This is a genomic window from Phenylobacterium sp., from assembly GCF_020402505.1.
Classification (GTDB): Bacteria; Pseudomonadota; Alphaproteobacteria; order Caulobacterales; family Caulobacteraceae; genus Phenylobacterium.
Window position 1 is genome coordinate 1 of record NZ_JADBZL010000100.1, and the last position, 20005, is coordinate 20005.

Sequence of the window (20005 nt, forward strand, 5' to 3'; positions counted from 1 at the left end):
GCGATTTTCTTTGCGCACCCGACGCCCAGACTTGCTGCGGCTCCGGGATTTCCTCGCAAGATCAGAGGGTTCCCACGTGATCCCCTGAAACTCCGCCAGGGACTATTGGGGTCCGCCCCGGGGAAGGGACGGACGGATGAAGCGATCCAGGTTCACTGGAGAGCAGATCTTCGGGATCCTGCGGGAGCAGGAGGCCCAGCCTTCGCGGCTGCGACACTTTCGCAATATCCAGGGCGAGACGCTTGCAGAAGCGTCCGGCGGTATCCACGTCCGCCGGCAGATGGAAGACCCAATGACCATAACGCCGGTTCACGGCCCTGCGGCTGACCGGGGCTTCTGACAAACACAGACAAAGGGAAAACACGATGCGGACTGTTCTGGTGGCCGGTTTCGCGCTGGTGCTCGCGGCCTGCGGCGAAGCAGCCGACCTGCAACCCGTGAAGCAGGGTGCGCTCGATCTCGGCGGGCAGGCGCTCGAGGCGGCGAGCGGCGCTGTCGATACCAAGACGGCCTGCATGCTCGCCGGACAGAACGAAGCATTCTGTGGCTGCGTTCAAGACAGCCTGGGGTCCAAGATTACCGGCGAGCACCTGGAAGCCCTGAAGACTGTCGTCGGCGAAAGTCTGAGCGGAGAAGGCTTGTCGGCCGCCATCGAGAAAGCCGGCAGTGTTGACGCGCCGACCCGCCAGGCACTGGTGCAATGTGCAACAACCGCCGCCGTTGAAGGCGCTTTGGCCGAGGCGGGGAACTAGCCTTTCAACCCCTCTGACCGAGCGGCTGTTTGAGGCTAATGGCCGTTCAGCCATCGGCGGCTTGCGGATGTCGAGATGCAGCTCCATCGCCTCGAGCCAGTCCCTCCAGCCCGGCTCGAACTGAAGCACGCCCCGCCGAACCTCATGAGCGAGGCCGAGGCGGCGGCGCTCCTTTGTCCGCGCCCTGAGGGTTGCGGTGACCTGGGTGTGTGCGTGACCGGTGTCGTGGTGGTTGACTGCGGCCGATGAGAAGCGTGCGCCGAGTTCGGCCCCACCGCCACCCACCCCTCCGACATCCCTGCCTGAGCAGACCGGTCCCGCCATGTCGCGGAACCTGCGGGCTTATTCGCGCCCGAACCGTCTGTGGAGAGGCCCCTGGGGCCGGGGGTCGCGGGGCGGTTGGCGCCGGGAAGGGGGCGCGTCTGCGCGGGCTGCCCGAAAGTCTGGGATCAGGTGCAGGCGCGGAAGCTCAGAAACCTGACGAGGCGCCGCGATATCCGCCGCGTTGTCTTCGGGTCGGGCCCAGTCTGGAACGGAAGTGAGAAGAGGATGGGCCGAAACGCGATTTCCTTCGGAGCCCGGGTGCTGCCGGGCCGCCAGCAAGGCGTCGAACGCCGGGTACAGGCAGCTAGCCGACGACCCGGAAACCGGTGTTCGACGTGGCGCTTTCGGGTGTATTGGCCGAGCGGGCCGCCACCCGGTAGCGGTTGCAGTGGCTGGCGTGACAAAGGAATGATCCGCCGCGAATGACCCGGTGTGATCCATCCGGGGGGCCGACGGGGTCGGGACCGGCCCGCCGGGGGTCCGGTTGAGCCGTCCAGACATCTCTGCACCACTCCCAGACATTGCCCGCGACCTCGAAGAGCCCAAATCCGTTCGGCGGGAAACTCCTTACGGGGCATGTGCCATGGTGACCGTCTTCCGCGGTGTCGGCCTGCGGAAAGTCACCCTGCCAGATGTTGCACATGTGGGCGCCGCCGGGGGTCAGCTCATCGCCCCAGGGATACCGGGCGCCGACAAGGCCGCCCCTCGCCGCCGCCTCCCACTGGGCCTCGGTGGGCAGGTGGACTCCCGCCCATCCGCAGTAGGCGAGGGCGTCGTTCCACGACACGTGGACGACCGGGTGCTCGCTCTTGAGAGTGACATGACTTCCCCGGCCCGCAGGCCAGCGCCAGCAGGCGTCCGGGACCTCCCACCACCAGGGCGAGCCGTCGATGCGCCGCCGTACGCTCTTGGCCACCCGGCGCGAAACCAGGGTGTGAAAGACGAGGGAAGACCCGAACCGCTCCGCTTCCGTCCGGTACCCGGTCGCCTTCACAAACTCGGCGAACTGGGCGTTCGTGACCGTGGTGGCCGAAATGCTGAAGCCAGACAGGGTGACCCGACGAGGTGGTCCTTCGCCATCCTCTGGGTTGGCGTCTGCATCCTCGCCACCCAGCAGGTAGGAGCCTCCAGGGATCGGGAGCCAGTCGAAACCGACGCCTCGCTCTCTTCGAAGGTTGTGGTCCTTCATCCCCGCTTCCGGGCGAGGCGAATGAGGGGCGCAGCAACTCATGAGAGGCTTCCGGCAGGTGGGCGCATCACGACGCCGTGGATGCCCAAGCCGCAAACGGCTTCGGAACCCGACGCCGGGATTCTAGCGCGACAGACACTTGGACAGAAAGGCCTGGATAACGGCCCGCCCCTGTTCCTCTTCCGCCAGTTGCTCCGGCGTCTTGGGGCCCGCTTCGATTCGAAGGCCATCGCCTGGCCTGCCCCAGTAGTATCCGTGTCCACTCTCCTTGACCTTCAGGACTTCCACCTTACGGCCGGCGGCGCGCATTACGGCAATTGTCGGCTCGACCAGGCGGGCGGGGACTTGGATGTCGCCTTCGCTGATCAGGAATAGCGCGGGAATGCGGATGTCCGCGGCGTTCCGCTCTATGCTCTTGTCCCGGATGACTTCGTCGAGCTTCGCCCCAGCGAGGCCGCGGGCGGTCAGGCCCGCCAAAAGCGCATTGCGGGTCGAAGACATGAACTGGACACTTGCCGGACGCATGTCCGAGAGGGGCGGGCGGGCGAAATCGCCCCGGAGGTAGAGATCCGGATTCGTCATCCAGGGCGCACCGGCGACGACGCAGGCCGCCTCATCGCCCGTCCGGATCGCTGTCCGAAGAACGAGGTTGCCGCCATGGCTGCCGCCGAAAAGGGCGACGCGGCTCCTGTCGAGGGAAGGGTTCCGCTTCACGTAGCGAAGCGCCGCGATCACATCTTCCTCCTCGTCGCCGAGGATCGCCCCATCGCGATAGCCGATGGAGAGGATGGCCCAGTTGCTACGATCCAGCATCTCGACCGTTGGCGACGGGCTGCGCCCCTCAGGCGTCGCAAGCGTCCGGATGAAGGCGAAGTCTCTTCCGCCCTTGCCGCCGTGGACGGTAATAACGGTCGGGAACGGGCCCGGTCCCGGGGGCTGGTTCAGAACGGCCTTGAGTTGGAGGCCATCCCCGGACGGAATCTGGACTTCCGTCACCGTCCTGCCAGGGGCCGCCCATGCCGCCTGTGAGACAAGAGCAACTGTAAGCGCCAAACCAGCCAATAGCTTCATCGGATACCTCCTCATCCTGCACCCGGACGGGCGCGCCTTAAGCCTCAGTATCTGGCCAGGACCTCGACTCCGGCGATCCGTGTCGTGGTCACCCGACCGGTCATCCGCGAGGGCGTGTTCCCCGCGTTCCAACGGTTCCACTGCGCCCTGAGCTCCTCCGCCTTGCCCGGATTGGACCCTGCAAGGTCCCTTGTCTCGGAGGGATCGCGCCGAAGGTTGAAGAGAAACGTCTTCCGTCCGCCGGCGGGGAGATCGACTTCGATAAGTTTCCAGTCGCCCTTCCGGATCGCGAAGTCCGTTCCGGCCCGCCAGTAGAGGGCGTCATGTGCGGGCGTCGAAGGGTTCCTGACAGGCGCGCGCAGGTCCACCCCGTCGATATCCTTCACCTGGTCTTCGAGACCAGCGGCGCCAAGGATGGTGGCCCCCAGATCCAGGGAAATCACCGGCTGTGAGTAGGTTCGAGGAGCCTTCCAGCCCTTCGGCCATCGGATCAGGAAGGGGGTCCTTATGCCTCCCTCCCCAAGATCACGCTTGTGTCCATTGAACGGCGCATTGGAACAGATCTCGGCAATGTAGGGCGGACATCCGTTGTCGCTCACGAAGAGGACGAGGGTGTCATCCCGCAAACCCCGGCGATCAAGATCCCGGAGGACGGTCCCTACGCTGTCGTCGAGGGCGGTCACCATGGCGGCGTAGGCCCGTTTCCTGGGATCCTTTATCCCCGCCACTCTGTCGACATAGGCCTTGGTGGCTTCAAGCGGCACGTGCGGCGCATGATGCGCCAGCACCAGGAAGAAGGGCTTTTGCCGGCCGCCCGCTCTGTCAAGGAACGAAAGGGCTTCGTCTGTGAGGACATCCGTGAGGTAGTCGTCGACCTCTACCGGGGCGCCCATCCGGGTGTAACCCGGCGAACGCACACGCTCCAGGGGCTCTCCTTCCGTCCGAAGCAACAGGTCGCCTTCCCGCGGATGGAGGATGTATGAACCGCCGCTTGCAAAGCCGAAGTACTCGTCAAAACCCCGCTTCAGTGGCGAAGCGTCTGGCCTACGTCCCTGGAGATGCCACTTTCCGACCAAGCCCGTGAAGTAACCCGCGCGCTGCAACCGTTCGGCAATCGTCGGAACATCTGCGGGCAGGGACATCTCGACCTGGTCACGAGCATTTCCCGGATTGAAGTCATGCCCGAACCTCGCCTGGTAACGGCCGGTCTGAAGGCCTGCACGCGAAGGGCTACAGACAGCGGCAGTAATGTAGCCGTTGCTGAAGACCGTGCTCTCCCGCGCCAGGCGGTCCAGGTTCGGCGTTGGGAATTGCCCAGGTTGGAGATACCGAAGGTCTCCGACGCCCAGGTCGTCGGCGACGATCAACACCACGTTCGGGGGCTTCTGCTCGGCTTCCGATGGCGTGGCCCCTAGGTTCAGAGCCGCTGTGGCGGCGAGGCTCGCCAGGAGTGTCTGAATCCGCATCTTCGGCTTCCTTCTGCCTTCCCCTCATGGTCGCGAATTTGGAACCTGGAACTCAGCGGCTGAAGCGTTTGAGGAAGGCCCATGCTTCCTCGCTGCTGTCGAAGTCGTTCGTCGATCGGCCGCCCAGCTCCTCGGCGAGCGCCGCCTTGTTTCTGGACCTTCCTGGAAGCCCGTGACCTGCACCGTTCATCCGGAGGAACGCCACTTCGACGCCATCCCGACACGACTTCCATGTTCGCCCCTCGGTGGTCATGCCGTCTTCAGGATCGCGGTCTGGGAGGGTTCGCAGCTCGGGATCACCAAGGCAGCCATTCGCCCGGACCCAGAAGCGAAGGGTCTCTTCCGCCGGAAGCACACGGCCCTGGTCGATTTGCCGGCCCCCTACGGGACCCCCAGCATAGGGAACCAGCGGGTCTGCAGTTCCATTCATCATCAGGATTGGCACCGCCTGATTGGGCTTGCACGAGCCCTGAAGAGGTTCCGGGAGGCTGGCCACCATCACGACAGCGCCCGCGATCAGGTCGGTCATCTCGCAGGCTAGGCGGTGAATCATCATGCCGCCATTTGATCCGCCGACGAGGTAGATGCGTCGCGGATCGACCTGTGGCAGGGCGCGCAACTCGCCGATCAGAGCCCGGAAGAAAGCGACATCGTCCGTGTTTTCCAGTCGCCTGAGCATATCCGGCGAGGCGCGACCATCATTCCAGCCATAGTTCACGCCCTGCGGATAGACGGCGATGAACCCCTCGCGATCACCGATATCGTTGAACCCCATCTGCCGAGCCCTGCGAGGCGCTGTCCCGTTTCCACCGTGAAGGGCGATCACTACGGGCAGGTTGCGGGCCTCAGTCGGGGGCGCATGGATGAAATAGATCCTCTCACTCCCACCCGCCCTGAGCTCGCGTTGTGTCAACCCCTCCATAAGCCGAGGATTGGCGATATCCGCGGCGAGCGACGGCGGTGGAAGGGAGGCCCTGTCCAGGGATTGGGCCACAGTGTTTGTGGATGACATGAGCAGAAGCGCCGGCAGAAGACACGGAAGGATCCCGCTAAGGCGACTGCGGTTCTTCATCAGACAAGGCTCCAAAGGCAATCCAAAGAGTATTGCGGGACGTGCGCAGCGCGCCCTGAGGCTACCAGCGGTACCGGACCTGGACACCGTACCGGCGGGGATCGCTGTAACGAACCTGGGTCGCGCTCCGGAACACGACGTAGCTCTCGTCAGTGACGTTGTTTGCGTAAGCGGAGAGTTCGACCCTTTCGAAGGCGACCCCGACGCGAGCATCCAGAAGATCCCGGTCATCGAGCTCCAGAGCTGAGTCGATTTCCTGGAAGCCGCCTGTCTGGCCAGAGTAGGAGAGGTTCAGGAAACCCTCCGCGTCTCCGACCACAGGGCGGCGGAAGTTTACCTCCAGGGCCCGGGTCCAGTCCGGGTTCTGTTGAATGCGGCGTCCCGTCGACTTCAGTTTGCCACCTTGGCGCGAAAGGCTGGCGTCCGCCCTCAGGCGGCCGCCAAGCAGTTCCCAACGGCCACTTGCGGTCAGTTCGAGGCCCCAGACTTCCGCTTTGCCGACGTTTGAGATGAAGGACGTCGAAACCACCGGGCATACCGGGTTGGTCACCGCGCAGCCGTTATCCACCTGGCCCTGGAAGTCCTCGACCTCGGTCTGATAGGCGGCCAAGGTGACGAAGATGTTGCGCCCCAGGTCGCCCTTCGCGCCAATCTCGTACGATGTCCCGTTCTCGGGCTGATAGGTCGGCACAACCGGTCTGGGAGCCCGCGGATCGCCGACGCTCGCATTGAATCCGCCTGCCCGATAACCGGTGGCCAACCGACCGAACACGATCCAGTCGAACGGCAGATCGTATGTCAGCGACAGCGCATAATCGAGGTTCGAGAATTCGTCTGAGTCCTCGCTGGTCTGAGCCGGGATCGGCGCATTTGTCGGTCGGGTGAACCCGAAGTTCTGACGCTCCTTCCTGTCATTGGAGTAGCGTAGTTCTCCCTCGGCGCTGAAGGAGTCGGTCAGCTTGAACCCGATGGATCCGTATGGCGCCCAAGACTTGTAGCGCCCGCGCCCTGGCAGGAAGTTCCCTAGGGATGCATTGGCGGGGGTCGGGGTCCGTCCCGTCACGGTCGTGAACTGGTCGTCGCTGTAAAAGGCCTCGAAGCCGATCAGCCAACTGAACCGACCGGACTGGGCCCCCGCAAAGTGAAAGTCCGCATAGAGCGCCTCGAAGTCATCGTTGTTATTGGTCGCAGTATTGGGGTCGGTGATGGTTGTAGCGTTACCGCGGGCCCTCTCGCGGGCCAAGGTCGCCGGATCGAACTGGTCGGTATCGTTCTCCGTGTTCGTGATCCGACGCCGGAAACCTGTAGAGCCTGACAGCGTGCCCAGGTCTGATTCCCAAGACAACTGGCCGATCACGGATTGAATCCGTTGCTTCGCGGGTTCCCCGTCGTTCGCGTAGGACGTGAACTTCGGCGTGAAGTATCCGAAGGGGAAGCCGGGGGATCCGGCGGCAACCGTGAACGCCGAGCGGAGCCCTGGCAGATAGTAGAGCCCGTCCTCCACCAGAAGGTTCATATCCAGATCGTCCTGCCGGAATCGAATCTGTCCGCGAAGGGCGTAACCTTCCTGCCGGTCGATGAAATTGCGCTGGGACGCATTGAAGAAAAAGCCTTTGGGTTGATCGAACCACTCGCCCGTCAGGCGGATGGCGACCTGATCGGACACCGCGTGGTTCACGGCGGCCTGAATCTGTTTCAGTTCGGTCTCGAACTGATAGTTCACGTTCACGAAGCCACGGTTGTCCCACCGCGGTCGGGCCGACGAGACGGTGATGGCGCCGCCTATGGCGTTGCGGCCGTAAAGCGCGCCCTGCGGGCCGCGCAGGACCTGAAGCTGTTCAAGATCGAGGAGATCAAGGCGGCTCAGGCTGCGCCCGCCGATCGTACCTCCGCCGATGTAGATGTTATTCCGGTAAAGTCCGACGGCGGCCTCGGTTGAGGTTCCCCGGCCCTGTCCGGAGCCCCTGAGAGTGATCTCCGAGTTCGAGGGCGAGGACGTATCAAGAAACTTCACGCCCGGGACGCTGTTCAGGATCGCCTGGGGATCGACAATGTCCCCGCGCTCTATGAGCTGGTTCACGTCGATGACGGAGGCCGAGACGGGCACGTCGCGCAGCCTTTCCTCACGTCGCCTCGCCGTCACGACGACCTCGCCCACCGATGCCGTCTCGCCCTCACTTCTGACCTGCGCAATGGCCGGGGAGGGGGCACAGGCGAGCAGCGCCGCCGCGCCGGCGCCGCCCAACAGAAAATGACGTTGGATAGACTTGGACATGGGCTTCCCCTCGGTGACTCTGTCGACGCACCTAGAGTGATGGCTTGTCCCAAACTGTCAACACTTTCCAGTCTTCGTGTGTCCACTCGCCATTCGGTCATCCCGGCGCAGGCGCCTCGACGGAAGGTCTCGATTGGGCGACTACGCTCGTGGGACAGCCCCGTTTCGGACAGTTGAGAGGACTGGCTGCGTCCTTGGTTCCGATCGCCCGGATCGACGGCGTTTTCCCTTGAACTCGATCACCGCCTGGGGAATGGCCGCCTGGAGTTGCGTCGCCCGGGCAACGCCCGCGGCGTGCATTCGTCTCGCGAGGTCGCCTGCCCTCCTTGGGTCGCGGTCCGCAACCGCGTCGGTGAGCAGCCGATAGGCTTCGTACTCTGCCTGCCGCATTTCCTGGGTCGCCATGCTCAGGTGGCCGAATGCGTGGCCTACGCCCTCAGACAGGTCACGGATGATCTGATGGAGCCGAGGATTGCGTGCTGCCCCGTACAACACAGAAACAAAGGCGTAAGTGGCGAGCTTGAACTCATTCGGCGTCGTCGCGGGGGCGCCCGCCAGGCGCGCCAGTTGTTGCAGTTCGCGACGCAGGTCCGCGAGTTGGCTCCGGCTGATCCGTTGCGCCGCCAGTTCCGCCATGGCTGCGAAGATGAACTCGCGCGCCTCCATCGTGACGCCGACTTCGTCATCCTGAAGAGAGTTCACGAATGCGCCCTTGCGCGGGAGGATGCGAACCAGGGCGCGAGACTCCAGCAGGCGGAGCGCCTCTCTCACGGGGCCGCGGCTTACGCAGAACCGCGCCGCCAGGTCGATTGTGCTCAGGTGATCGCCCGGCCGCAGTTCCCCACTGACGATCATGCCGCGAACGGCGCGGGCGATGTCTGGGGGAGTGAATCGACCCTCATTCGCGCTCTCTGACTTCAAGCCTCGATGCTCCTGATCCACGCCTTATCCGCCTCGAAGGTGCGGCTGACGAATTCGACTGCCTGAACCCTCTCTGAACCCGACTTCAGAGTTCCGGCAAGCCGCAAGCGGGACGACAAGGAAACGCCTAAAGCCTCTCTTGTCAAAACAGATGACACTATGTTTGTTTATTGCAGACAGATTATACGACCCCGGGCGGAGGTACGCTTCATGAAGTTCGGAAAAATGGCAGCCTTGGCGGCCACGGTCCTTGGCCTTTCACCCGGGGTGGCGTCGGGTCAGGAGTCGAAGTCGACGCGGCCCAATGTGATCATGATCGTGGCTGATGACCTGGGCGCCACAGACCTCAGCTCCTACGGCTATCCATCCGCCATCCCGACCCCCAACATCGACCGGATCGCAGCGCGAGGCGTTAAATTTACGCGGGGCTACTCGACCGCAAGCGTCTGCAGTCCCTCTCGCGCGGGTCTTCTCACGGGACAGTATCAGCAGCGCTTCGGGTTCGAGTACCTCGCGCCTTCCAGTCCTCGGCAGCCGGACGGCGGCCTGCAGCCGGGACAGACTCTGGTCTCCGAGAAGCTCAAGGGAGCGGGATACCGCACCGTCGCCATCGGAAAGTGGCACCTTGGAATCACCCCGGACAGGCTTCCGACAGCCCGCGGATTCGACGAGTTCTTTGGTTTCCTCGGCGGCGAGACGTCCTATATAGATCCGGCCTCCCCGGATGTGGTGAACCAGTCGGCGCCCTATGTGGGCGAGCGGAGCTTCCGGCGCGAGGCGGAATCGACCCGGATCGGCCGCTGGCGCGCAGGCGTGGCGGAACAGGAGTGGATCCGCAACGAAGGCCAGTACTTGACGGATGCGCTCACTGACGAAGCTGTCGGCCATATCCGTCGTCAGAAGCCCGGTGACCCGCCGCTGTTCATGTACCTGGCCCATCTGGCGCCCCACAGCCCCTTCCAAGCCTCCCGGAAATACTACGATCGATTCCCGCGGGAAAAGGATCCACTCAAGCGGACCTATGCGGCCATGGTGAGCGCTCTGGACGATGGTGTCGGACGTGTGATGTCGGCCCTCGAGAAAGCGGGCATATCCGAGAACACCATCGTCGTTTTCACCTCCGACAATGGAGCTGCGACCTACTTCGGGGTCTCGGACTGTACCCGGCTGAGCGGCGGAAAGCTAAGCTACAACGAGGGTGGGGCAAGGGTGCCCTATATCGTTTCATGGCCCGCCCAGTGGCCCAGGGGCCGGCAGGAGAGCCGGAATGTCTCACACCTCGACCTCTACCCGACCATCCTGGCTGCGGCGGGAATTCCGGCGGACAAGGCCCTTGACGGCTTCGACCTCACGCCCCGGATGAACGGTGACGACACCCCGATCCATGAAGCGCTCTTCTGGCGGACTGGTCCCGAGTTCGCCGCTCTGATGGGAGACTGGAAGCTGATGTCGAACACCCGTCCGAACAGCTTTCCCTGGACCTTCGACCTCAAGCGGGACCCACTCGAGACCCGAAACCTGATGTTTGAGGCTCCCGATCGCACCCGGGAACTCCAGGCGCGTTACAAGGCGTGGCAATCGGAAATGAAGCCGCCAGCCTGGGCTTCCACAAGCGGGTTCCAAGTCTTCCATTGCGGGAGGGTCGTCTTCCACGACCAGTAACAGCTCCTACGGGCGCCCAGGCGACCCAGAGTCGCCGGAGCATAGAAGCCCGCGGGGAGAAATCTCCACTCTTTCATGCCGTTCTCTCGAGCAAGGTGACCCATGTTCATGCGACCTTTCGCCACAAGCCTCGCGGCGATCGTCGGCGCCCTGGCCCTCGAAGGCTCCCTGACCGGAGGCGCGCGGGCCGGTGACACGCGGCCCAATGTCGTCGTGATCCTCGCGGACGATCTTGGATACGGCGACATCAGCGCGCAAGGCGGCCGTATTCCAACACCCAACCTAGACGCCCTGGCGCGATCCGGCGTTCGCTTTACGAGCGGTTATGTCACCGCCGCCGTGTGCGCACCGTCCCGGGCAGGTCTGCTCACCGGTCGCGCCCAGACCCGTTTCGGGTTCGAGTTCAATCCCGTCGGACGCGACGAGCGCGTCGGCCCGCCCACGACCGAGGTCATGATCCCGGCGCTTTTGCGGGACAACCGCTACGACACGGGGATCGTCGGGAAATGGCACCTCGGAAAGTCGCCGGGATACCATCCGTTGGACCGGGGATTCGGAAGTTTCTACGGCGTGCTTGATGGCGGGACGTCCTACTTTCCCGATCCCGGACCCGGGCCGGGTGATGAAGTCGCCGTAACCGCTGACCTGAAGAGCTTCAACCGTGTCCGGATGCCGGTCTATCGGGGCCGGGAGGTTGTGGAAGCGCCGGGCCACCTTACGGAAGGGTTCACGGATGAGGCCGTGGAGTTTGTGTCCCGGAAGCGCGAGGTTCCGTTCTTCCTCTACCTTGCGTACACCGCACCGCACACGCCCCTCATGGCCGCCAAGACCTACCTGGATCGCTTCCGGAACATTGAGGACACCCATCACCGCGTCTACGCGGCGATGGTTTCGTCACTGGATGATGGTGTCGGTCGGCTCCTCCAGGCCCTCGATGCCACAGGCCAGAGGGACAATACGCTTGTGGTGTTCCTGAGCGATAATGGGTGTCCCTTCTACATTCGCGGCGCTTGTTCGAACGCTCCTCTTTCCGGACATAAGGCCCTGCCGTGGGACGGTGGAATCCGTGTGCCATTCATCATGTCCTGGCCGGCCAAGCTGAGGCCCGGTGTCAGCGATCGTCCTGTCTCGTCCCTCGATATCCTGCCGACGATCGCGGCGGTTGCCGGTGCTCAGACGCCGAAGGCCGCAGAGGGGCTCGACCTTGTCCGTCTGATGGGGTCCGGGGGGAGGGCCCGAGCCGAAAGAACCCTGTTCTGGCGCATGGGCCCCAATCACGTCGTCAGGACCGATCGCTGGAGCCTGGTTGTGGTCAACAAGTCGGAGACTGCAGAGGATCCGGAGAGCCTTGTCGGAAGACCTGTGCCTGACGGGGTGCCTGCGACGGTCTCACCGCTCGGCCAATACACGCTGCTTTATGACATTCGAGTCGACCCTGGGCAGACCGTCGATGTCGCGGCCCGCCATCCCGAAGTCGTCTCAGACCTGAAGCGGCGCTTTGCGGCCTGGGACGCCTCCAACATCGCCCCGATGTACACAAGTCGCCGTCAATTCAGCATCGAGGTGAACGGACGAAAGGTTCAACTCTTCAATTAATCCAAGGCGGAATGTGAACCCAGCCGGAGCCGATATGTCTCTCCTATTCAATACGCCGATCGAGGCCAAGCCCGATGGAATGTTTGTCGGCCCCTGGCGGTCGCCACGGAACATGCTGACCGCGCAGTCCTATGATGGGCACAAGTCGATCCACGACGATGACACGGCAAGCAAGCTGGGCTTTCGCGGCGGAACGATTGAGGGTCCCACTCACTTCAGCCTGCTCGCGCCCCTGGGCGTGCGGATCTGGGGCGAAGACTTCCTCGCGCGGGGTTGCATCTCCGCCCACTACCGGGCTCCCTGCTTCGAGGGTGAGGAGACGCAGGCCCAGGTCCGACTGGCGGGCGACCCCCGGAGGGCTGAGGTTCAGGTCCTCAAGCGTGACGGCGTGGAGGTGCTTCGCGGGACGATCTCCCTCGGGCCTGACCATGGACAGACGGCGCTAAACCTCCGACTGGGCCAACTTGAGCCTCTTCGGGAGCGCAGGATCCTGGCCGACATTGTTATGGGCGCGAAGACACCGCGTCGTCAGGTAGTGATGGAGTTCAACCAGAACATGGGCGAACTCTACCCCTTCAGCCTGCGGGAGAAGCTGCAGAGCATAACGGAACCTTCTCCCGCCTACGATCCGGCATCGGCCACCGAGACACCCTGGCGGCGTCCGATCCTTCCCTTCGAGATGATCAGCGTCCTGTGCCAGTACACCATCGCCGACGAACCGATCCCCGTCCGGAACCCAGTTGTCGGTCTGTTCGCCGACCAGGAGATTCGTCTCATTGACGGCCCGCTGTTGGTCGGGGAACCATATGAAGTCGAGCGGACAATGATCGCCATGAGCGGCAGCCGCCGGACGGAGAGCCTCTGGATGCAGACTTCCGTGTACAGGGCCGGAACCGATCACCTCGTGGCGACCCAGCTATTGAACCAGGCCTATTTGAAGGCCTCGTTCCCCGGCTATCCCGAATATGAGGGCGCGTCGGGATGATGTCGCGCCGAGACCTGAATGGCGGGATCCTGAGCGTCGGCCTCGCTGGCGCCGCCCTGGGAGGGGAGGGCCGAATAGTGCGTTCGGGAGAGGCGACCCTGCATTATCGGGTCGTGGGGCGCGGCGCGCCTGTTATCTTCCTGCCGTCTCTGGGCCGTGGGGCTAAAGATTTCGGCCAGTTGGCTGCGGCGGTTTCCAAGGCGGGATTCCGGGCCATCTGTCCGCAGCCGAGGGGTATCGGGGAGAGCCGGGGTCCGATGCAGGCCCTGCGCCTGGATGATCTGGCGAAGGACGTCCTGGCCGTCCTGGATGACGTCTCCGCCGAGCCCGCAATCGTGGTCGGACACGCCTTCGGCAATCGCGTCGCTCGTCGCCTTGCAAGCCTCCACCCATCCCGCGTGCGAGCTGTAATTCTCCTTGCTGCGGGAGGTCGAGTGCGGATGGCGCCCGAAATCGAGCCGATCTTTCTGCAATGCTTTGACCTCTCCCTTCCGGACGAGGTCCGGATGAAGGCGGTCGGCAAGGCGTTCTTTGCGCCGGGCAATGATGCGTCTCCCTGGAGAGATGGGTGGTGGCCCGATGCGGCCCGCGCTCAGCTGCACGCCTCAGAACAGACTCCCGTCGAGCTCTGGTGGAGGGCGGGAGGGCGGCCAATCCTGGTCATCCAGGGCCGGGAAGACATCCTCGCTCCCCCAGCAAACGCCCGGATCCTCAAGGAGGAGCTCGGCGCCCAGGTCTCCGTAATCGAGGCGCCCAACGCCGGTCACGCCATGCTTCCAGAACAGCCCCAGCTGATCGCGGACACAGTGATCACGTATGCGAAGAGCCTGGGATGAGGTCAGATCCGACCCGGGCGGCATGTGGGACTTCGCTTCACTCCACTCACACGCCCGCGGCGCCGACCGTCGAAATCCCATGGGGGCCGCCATGGTCGAGGGGCGCTGGAGGGTGAGGGCGCGCAGACGTGCAACGCCCGTCATTGGAGGTTGAAGGATGGAGCTCAGTCCCTTTGTGGGTCGCAATGCGCCGGACCTTCTCGACAGGCAGGCCTTGCGCTTCGGTGACAAGCCGTTGCTGATCTGGAGCCCCGCCGAGGGTGAGACCAAGGTCTACAGCTATGCGGGATTCGCAGACGAGACCCGCGCCTACGCCGCAGGTCTGGCCGGTATGGGCGTGAAGCCTGGCGACGCCGTCATCATCCATCTCGACAATCATCCAACCCTGCTGCTGGCCTGGTTCGCCTGCGCTCGGATCGGCGCGGTCGCGGTGACGACGAATACCCGGGTGACCCGGGACGAACTCGCCTATTTTGTGGAACACTCCCGGGCCGTAGGTGCGATCACCAGTTCGGCCTATGCCGACCTGCTCAAGCAGAGGGCGGCAAACTGTCGCTGGATTGTCTCGATCGATCCGACAGACCTGCCGGACGCCCAATCCCTGGACACACTGAGGGCGCCACCCGAAGCCTGCCCGACCTGGGAGGCGACGCCAGAGGCGCCTTGCAGCGTTATGTATACCTCCGGGACAACGGCGCGCCCGAAGGGTGTGGTCTGGACCCACTCGAATGTGCTGTGGGCCGCCAGGGCCAACGCCGCACACTTCGGCCTCACACCGGAGGACCGCTGCCTCGTCTTCCTGCCGCTGTTCCACGCCGTTGCCCTGAGCTGGAACTTCCTCGGGACCCTGAATTCGGGAGGGAGCGTCGTCCTGATGCCGCGCTTCTCCGCGACCCGGTTCTGGGATGTAGCGGTGGCCCATGGATGCACGTGGGCTAACATGGTCGGCTTCACCCTGCAGGCGGTCTCTGGGCTTCCGGATCCGCCCTCTCACCGTTTCAGGGCCTGGATCTGCGCAGGGGACCTGAAGGCGGTCAGCTCCCGTTGGGGCATCCGGACGCTAGGCGCCTTTGGGATGACCGAGATGATCAGCCAGCCACTGAGCTCGGATCTGCATCACCCTGGGCCAGAGGGCGCCATGGGGCGGGTCAATCCCGGCTACCGGGTGGACCTGAGGCGTGAGGACGGACTTCCGCCTTCAGCGGGCGAGGTGGCCAGCCTCTGGATCAAGGGCCAGCCTGGCGTGACTATCTTCCAAGGCTATCTCCACGATCCTCAGGCCACTTCCGAGGCCTTCGACTCTGACGGGTGGTTCTGCACGGGCGATCAGGTCATCGCCGCCCCCGACGGTCACGCCTTTTACGCGGGGCGCACCAAGGACATGCTTAAGGTAGGAGCCGAGAACGTCGCCGCCGTCGAGATCGAGCAGGTCATCCTCCAGGTCGCGGGTGTCAGGGAAGCCGCGGTCGTCGGACTTCCGGATCGAATGCTGGACGAGGTCCCTGTCGCCTTCGTCGTGATCGAGGGAAGACCTGAGGAGACGCTCGCCTCGATCCGTGCGCAGTGCCTCGAGCGGCTTGCCGACTTCAAGAGGCCACGCCGCGTTCATGTCGTCGATGAACTGCCGAAAGGACTTCTGGACAAGGTCCTGAAGCGGGAGCTCAGGGAACTGGCGGCAAAACTCGCCATCGCCCCGATCGACCCGGCCGAGGAACGTAAGTGATCGATTCAAGCCTCCCCGACGCCTTCAGGGGCATCCTGGATCGGCTATCCCTTCCAGTGGTCGCGGCCCCTATGCTTAGGGTCTCCAGTCTCCCGCTTGTCGAGGCCTGCTGTAAGGCGGGAGTGATCGGCGCCTTTCCGACGGCCAACTGTCGATCGCCAAACGAGCTGGACGACTGGCTGGGCCAGCTCCGACGCCGACTGTCTCCTCGCGAGGCGCCCTTCTGCCCGAACCTGATCATGCGCAGCCCGACCCTCAGCGCAGATCTTGATCGCCTGATCGCCCATGGCGTGGAGATGGTGATCACCAGCGTCGGGTCGCCAGAGCCCGTCGTCGCGCCGCTTCACGCTGCAGGTTGCCTCGTATTCGCGGACGTCGCTTCGGTACAACATGCCCGCCGGGCGATTGGGGCGGGTGCGGACGGACTTGTCCTCCTGACGGCCGGCGCCGGCGGCCAGACGGGTTGGGCCAATCCGTTCGCTTTCGTCCGCGCCGTCCGCACCTTCTTCAATGGCCCGCTGATCCTCGCGGGTGGCCTGTCGGATGGCGTCTCCCTGCAGGCGGCGCGGGTCCTGGGATGTGATCTTGGCTATATGGGAACGCGCTTCATCGCGACCCTGGAAAGCGCCGCCCCGCAGGCCTACAAGCAAATGCTGGTCGACAGCAGCATGGATGACGTGATCCTCACGCCCGCCTTCACAGGCCTACCAACGAGCATTCTACGCCCGTCAGTCCAGGCGGCGGGGCTTGATCCTGAGGCCCTCGACCGCCATCCGGACCCGGACGTCGCCCGCGCCCTTTTCGGCCCGGAGGGTGACGGTCCGAGGCGATGGCGAGACATATGGAGTGCAGGGCACTCAGTCTCGGGTGTCCTGGGCGTTCCCAGTGTCGAGGAACTCGTGGGCCGCCTTTGCTCAGAGTATGCTGCGGAGCGGTCAATTCCTGACCGCCCTCCGACCACACGGCCGTGTTGATCCGGGCGCCCATCCCTCAATCGCCATCATGTCGCGACAAGTAAGCCCAAGAGGCGAACCAGTCCGGTCACCAGGCTTCGCCTTGATGAGTTCCCGCAGGTCTTCAAATCTAGGTCACCTGCCTGAGAAGCCATTGCCCCATGACGGAGATCAATTGTCTGCAGACTGTCCCCACCGCCACCCACCCTCCCGACATCCCTGCCTGGGCAGACCGGTTCCGCCATGTCGCGGAACCTGCGGGCTTATTCGCGCCCGAACCGTCTGAGGAGACGTCCCTGGGGGCGGGGTTCGCGGGGCCTATTCGGGCCCGGAAGGGGGCGCGTCTCCGCGCCGTGCCTCAAAGGTTGGGTTTGGCATTGTCAGCCCAAATGCACCGGCCAGTATGGGGTAGGGGGCGGGTGGGCGAATTGGCCCGTCAGAGAAAGACCCACGATCCGTTCTGCGGGTTCGACAGCTCGCCGGAGGTGATCCGCCTGGTGGTCATGATGTGCGTGCGCGACCCGCTGTCCCTGCGAAACGTCGAGGGCCTGCTGTTCGCGCGCGGCATCGACATCTGTCACGAGACGGTGCGGCTCTGGTGGAACCGGTTCGGTCCGATGTTTGCAGGCGAGATCCGCAGGAAGCGCGTTGAGCACACACGCGCCGAAACCATTGGCGTTGGCATCTCGGCGAGGTCTACGTGAAAATCAACGGCCAGATGCGCTACCTGTGGCGCGCCGTCGATCACGAGGGCGAGGGGCTGGAATCCTTCGTGACCCCCACCCGCGACAAGGGCGCGTCGCTGAAGTTCATCAAGGAGGCGATGAAGCGCCACGGATGTCCGCGAGCCATCGTCACGGACAAACTCCGCTCTCACACCGCAGCCCTGAAGGAGATCGCCGCCGCCGATCTCCAGGAAACGGGACGCCGGCTCAACAATCGAGCCGAAAACTCCCACCTGCCCGTCCGACGACGAGAACGGGCGGTGCTGAGGTTTCGCAAGATGAAGACCCTGCAGAAATTCACCTCAGTCCGCGCCTCCGACCGCAACCACTTCAGCCAGGAGCGACACCTCATCAGCCGAGACCTTAACCGCCTACGACGCTCAGCCCCCCTGGCTGAGTGGCGGATTGTCATGGGCTAAGACCAGTTCGGGGTTGGCTAAACTGCGCCCAGCCGGAGACAAGCTGACCTTGGACTGACAGCACCCTCGCCTCCGTCGGCATCGGCCGGTGATACGCCTTCCGGCGCCCGACCTGGTCGCCGGCCTTCAGGTCTCCTCCCGCACGAAACTGGCCGCGCCGTGCCAGCTTTGGAAGAAGAGATCGTCGCCCATGAGAGACATCCCTGTTTGGCTGTCTTCCTCATCGTCCTGGGAAGGCCGGTTGTCCATGGGGGTCATTTCGGTCACTTTCGCTTAGGTGGGGGCGCGCCAGGCCGGGGCGAAGTCTGCAGGACCCGGAGGGGGGAGGCGGGCTCGATGATCTCCCGGAAGGTTGGAACAACGGCGGGTTCGGCGACATGCCACTCGACGGTTCGGCCCTGGGCGGTGTTGTTCTGCCGTCGGGCCTGATCCCGCACGCCGTTCCAGATGAACTTCAAGAATGTCGATTTTCGGGCCCTTCGATCCAGGGCTTCATGGCCGGGGCCCTTGGCCTCGAGCAGCGGTCGGCGGGAGTCCCAGACGGCGCACCCGTCGAACCGCACGGGCTTCTCGAAGGGATTGCGCACGACGTAGTCCAGGCCGGGCGCCCGGGTGATCTGGTCCTCGTAGTCCTGTGTCCAGGCCTTGTATCTCGAGAAGGTCGGGCCCCGCGCCCAGCCGCCATTAACGTGACAGGTCGGGCCGATCTCACTTTCTCCCTTGGCCAGCTGTTCCGCACGGGGAATGGCGCCATCGTGGAACCGGTCGTCGGAATGGACCTGTACGGAAGGTTCGGGCTTGATCTCTCCCGACAAGCGCAACTGCTGTTCGGTGAAGAGCCGTTCGACCTCGTCCGCGCCCCCGCCCCCTCGCTCCCACCCCGTCATTGTTCGCTTGCATGCGCATCGACGTACCAGCCTTGACGCCACAAGCCTTCTCGAACCCGATCGCCATGTCGGCAGACAGAGCGGTGTGACCCTTGAAGAGTTTGCTGAGGGTCTGGCGGGTCACATGGATGGTGCCCCGCGCTGTGGAGTTGGATATGAGTTCAAGCCTGACCGACAGCCGTACAATGGCGGCTCGCAAGCGCTGGGGTCGACGTTAGGCGTTACGGGGCTAGCTGTCGTTGCGACGAAGGCTGTTCACCCGAGGAGGCGCTTGAGCGAAGCTGGAGTTGCAACACACCACTTCCAGCGGAACTCCTCGGATGAACGCGTGCAAGAATGCCCGGCTGACGCCTTCGCGTCTAGCCTTGATGGCCGAACGGATTGATCAGGGCGGGTCGGCTAAGGTGGCGGCGCAGGCCGCCGGCGTCTCGACAATGACCGCACACAAGTGGCGCCGACGGCATCGGCTCGGCCCCAAGGCGGTGTCCGCGCCATGCGCCTGAGCTGCAAGTGGCAGAGATGGAGCGGCTGCGCCGACAACGGATGACGGGACCCAGGATCGCCCACGCGCTGAGGCCTTTACACCCCCAGCACCACGAACAGGGCGCTTCCGCCCGCGCCGTCCTATGTACGGGTCAGTCTGGTGGGCCAGACCTGGCTTGCGACCCGCATCCAGTTGCCGCCGAGTATCAGTTTCAGCGAGGGGGTGTCGAACCCTCGGCCAATGAGTTCGGCGACAAGCTCCGTGATCTGTTGGTCGTGGATCATCGTCACCGGCATGCGGAAGGAGGCGTCGTCCGGGAAGGTCTCGCGCATGGTTGCGAGGAACGCCTCCAGTTCCGCCAGGTCGAACACGAAGTCGAGACCGAGTCCCACGTGTTCGGCGCCCACGCGCGCGGCGATATGCTCGACGTGATCCGCCAGGCGGGTGACCGAAGCCGTTCCTCCCAGGAAGGCGCCGATGCCGTTCACGCCGATGACTCCTCCGGACTCGGCGCAGAGGTCAATCAGCCAGTCAGGGATGTTCCGGTCATGCGGGTCCACGGCGCTGGCGTTTGAATGGGAAAAGATGACTGGCGCACCGGCGGTTTCGATGACTTCCCGCGCCGTGCGAAAGCCCGTGTGCGAGCAGCAGATCATCATCCCGAC

The 20005-nt window shown here is 64.2% G+C and carries 21 protein-coding genes; 12 read left to right on the forward strand and 9 right to left on the reverse strand.

From position 1 onward, the window contains the following. Window positions 1–136 precede the first annotated feature (136 nt). The 3 genes from IM632_RS07705 to IM632_RS07715 all read left to right on the forward strand — a co-directional run bounded on the left by IM632_RS07705 (window position 137) and on the right by IM632_RS07715 (window position 1001). On the forward strand, window positions 137–340 hold the full coding sequence (locus IM632_RS07705) for a hypothetical protein (RefSeq protein ID WP_293530006.1): 204 nt from the start codon (window positions 137–139) through the stop codon (window positions 338–340). A 25-nt stretch (window positions 341–365) separates the two neighbouring features. Further along, window positions 366–752: a hypothetical protein gene (locus tag IM632_RS07710; RefSeq protein ID WP_293519479.1), complete on the forward strand. Its 387-nt coding sequence runs from the start codon at window positions 366–368 to the stop codon at window positions 750–752. Window positions 753–827: 75 nt separating this feature from the next. Then, window positions 828–1001 carry a hypothetical protein gene (locus IM632_RS07715; RefSeq protein WP_296504390.1) on the forward strand — a complete coding sequence of 58 codons (174 nt, stop codon included), beginning with the start codon at window positions 828–830 and terminating at the stop codon, window positions 999–1001. Between the two features lie 379 nt (window positions 1002–1380). Here IM632_RS07715 and IM632_RS07720 read toward each other — a convergent pair whose 3' ends face one another. From IM632_RS07720 to IM632_RS07745, 6 genes are all read right to left on the reverse strand, one after another. Continuing rightward, a complete protein-coding gene (locus IM632_RS07720) occupies window positions 1381–2265 on the reverse strand; it encodes a formylglycine-generating enzyme family protein (RefSeq protein WP_296484455.1) in 885 nt (294 codons plus the stop codon). A 123-nt stretch (window positions 2266–2388) separates the two neighbouring features. Then, complete coding sequence (locus IM632_RS07725; RefSeq protein WP_296484459.1) at window positions 2389–3336, reverse strand: prolyl oligopeptidase family serine peptidase; 948 nt, start codon at window positions 3334–3336, stop codon at window positions 2389–2391. Between the two features lie 44 nt (window positions 3337–3380). After that, window positions 3381–4802: a sulfatase-like hydrolase/transferase gene (locus IM632_RS07730; protein ID WP_296504394.1), complete on the reverse strand. Its 1422-nt coding sequence runs from the start codon at window positions 4800–4802 to the stop codon at window positions 3381–3383. A 52-nt stretch (window positions 4803–4854) separates the two neighbouring features. After that, entirely contained in the window at window positions 4855–5874 is a 1020-nt protein-coding gene (locus IM632_RS07735) for a PHB depolymerase family esterase (protein WP_363278757.1), read from the reverse strand. A gap of 61 nt (window positions 5875–5935) precedes the next feature. Then, on the reverse strand, window positions 5936–8149 hold the full coding sequence (locus IM632_RS07740) for a TonB-dependent receptor (RefSeq protein ID WP_296484465.1): 2214 nt from the start codon (window positions 8147–8149) through the stop codon (window positions 5936–5938). Window positions 8150–8290: 141 nt separating this feature from the next. Then, window positions 8291–9070, reverse strand: coding sequence for a GntR family transcriptional regulator (locus IM632_RS07745; protein WP_296484468.1), 780 nt, complete (start codon window positions 9068–9070; stop codon window positions 8291–8293). Between the two features lie 210 nt (window positions 9071–9280). On the opposite strand from IM632_RS07745, the gene IM632_RS07750 reads away from it, so the two are divergent. The 8 genes from IM632_RS07750 to IM632_RS07785 all read left to right on the forward strand — a co-directional run bounded on the left by IM632_RS07750 (window position 9281) and on the right by IM632_RS07785 (window position 17969). After that, window positions 9281–10732: a sulfatase-like hydrolase/transferase gene (locus IM632_RS07750; protein WP_296484470.1), complete on the forward strand. Its 1452-nt coding sequence runs from the start codon at window positions 9281–9283 to the stop codon at window positions 10730–10732. A gap of 102 nt (window positions 10733–10834) precedes the next feature. After that, window positions 10835–12328 (forward strand): sulfatase-like hydrolase/transferase, encoded by a 1494-nt coding sequence (locus tag IM632_RS07755; RefSeq protein ID WP_296484473.1) that lies wholly within the window; start codon window positions 10835–10837, stop codon window positions 12326–12328. A gap of 34 nt (window positions 12329–12362) precedes the next feature. Further along, window positions 12363–13313: a hypothetical protein gene (locus IM632_RS07760; protein ID WP_296484475.1), complete on the forward strand. Its 951-nt coding sequence runs from the start codon at window positions 12363–12365 to the stop codon at window positions 13311–13313. Further along, a complete protein-coding gene (locus tag IM632_RS07765) occupies window positions 13310–14149 on the forward strand; it encodes an alpha/beta hydrolase (RefSeq protein ID WP_296484478.1) in 840 nt (279 codons plus the stop codon). Before IM632_RS07760 ends, IM632_RS07765 begins: the two co-directional genes overlap by 4 nt. Window positions 14150–14306: 157 nt before the next feature. Continuing rightward, entirely contained in the window at window positions 14307–15872 is a 1566-nt protein-coding gene (locus IM632_RS07770) for an AMP-binding protein (protein WP_296479824.1), read from the forward strand. Next, window positions 15869–16846, forward strand: coding sequence for a nitronate monooxygenase (locus IM632_RS07775; protein WP_296552189.1), 978 nt, complete (start codon window positions 15869–15871; stop codon window positions 16844–16846). Before IM632_RS07770 ends, IM632_RS07775 begins: the two co-directional genes overlap by 4 nt. Before the next feature lie 407 nt (window positions 16847–17253). Further along, window positions 17254–17529, forward strand: coding sequence for a hypothetical protein (locus IM632_RS07780; RefSeq protein ID WP_296479826.1), 276 nt, complete (start codon window positions 17254–17256; stop codon window positions 17527–17529). Continuing rightward, on the forward strand, window positions 17526–17969 hold the full coding sequence (locus tag IM632_RS07785) for a DDE-type integrase/transposase/recombinase (RefSeq protein WP_296518312.1): 444 nt from the start codon (window positions 17526–17528) through the stop codon (window positions 17967–17969). The genes IM632_RS07780 and IM632_RS07785 overlap by 4 nt, the downstream gene beginning before the upstream one ends. A 126-nt stretch (window positions 17970–18095) precedes the next feature. Here IM632_RS07785 and IM632_RS07790 read toward each other — a convergent pair whose 3' ends face one another. Together IM632_RS07790 and IM632_RS07795 are read right to left on the reverse strand one after the other, a co-directional pair. Further along, window positions 18096–18227, reverse strand: a complete 132-nt coding sequence (locus IM632_RS07790; RefSeq protein WP_296518314.1) for a hypothetical protein — start codon at window positions 18225–18227, stop codon at window positions 18096–18098. 5 nt (window positions 18228–18232) lie between these two features. Continuing rightward, entirely contained in the window at window positions 18233–18856 is a 624-nt protein-coding gene (locus IM632_RS07795; RefSeq protein WP_296479828.1) for a hypothetical protein, read from the reverse strand. Between the two features lie 368 nt (window positions 18857–19224). On the opposite strand from IM632_RS07795, the gene IM632_RS14495 reads away from it, so the two are divergent. Beyond that, entirely contained in the window at window positions 19225–19359 is a 135-nt protein-coding gene (locus tag IM632_RS14495; RefSeq protein ID WP_363278762.1) for a helix-turn-helix domain-containing protein, read from the forward strand. A 121-nt stretch (window positions 19360–19480) separates the two neighbouring features. Here the strand turns inward: IM632_RS14495 and IM632_RS07800 are convergent. After that, the coding region (locus tag IM632_RS07800; protein ID WP_296552190.1) for a membrane dipeptidase at window positions 19481–20005 on the reverse strand (525 nt) is incomplete at its 5' end.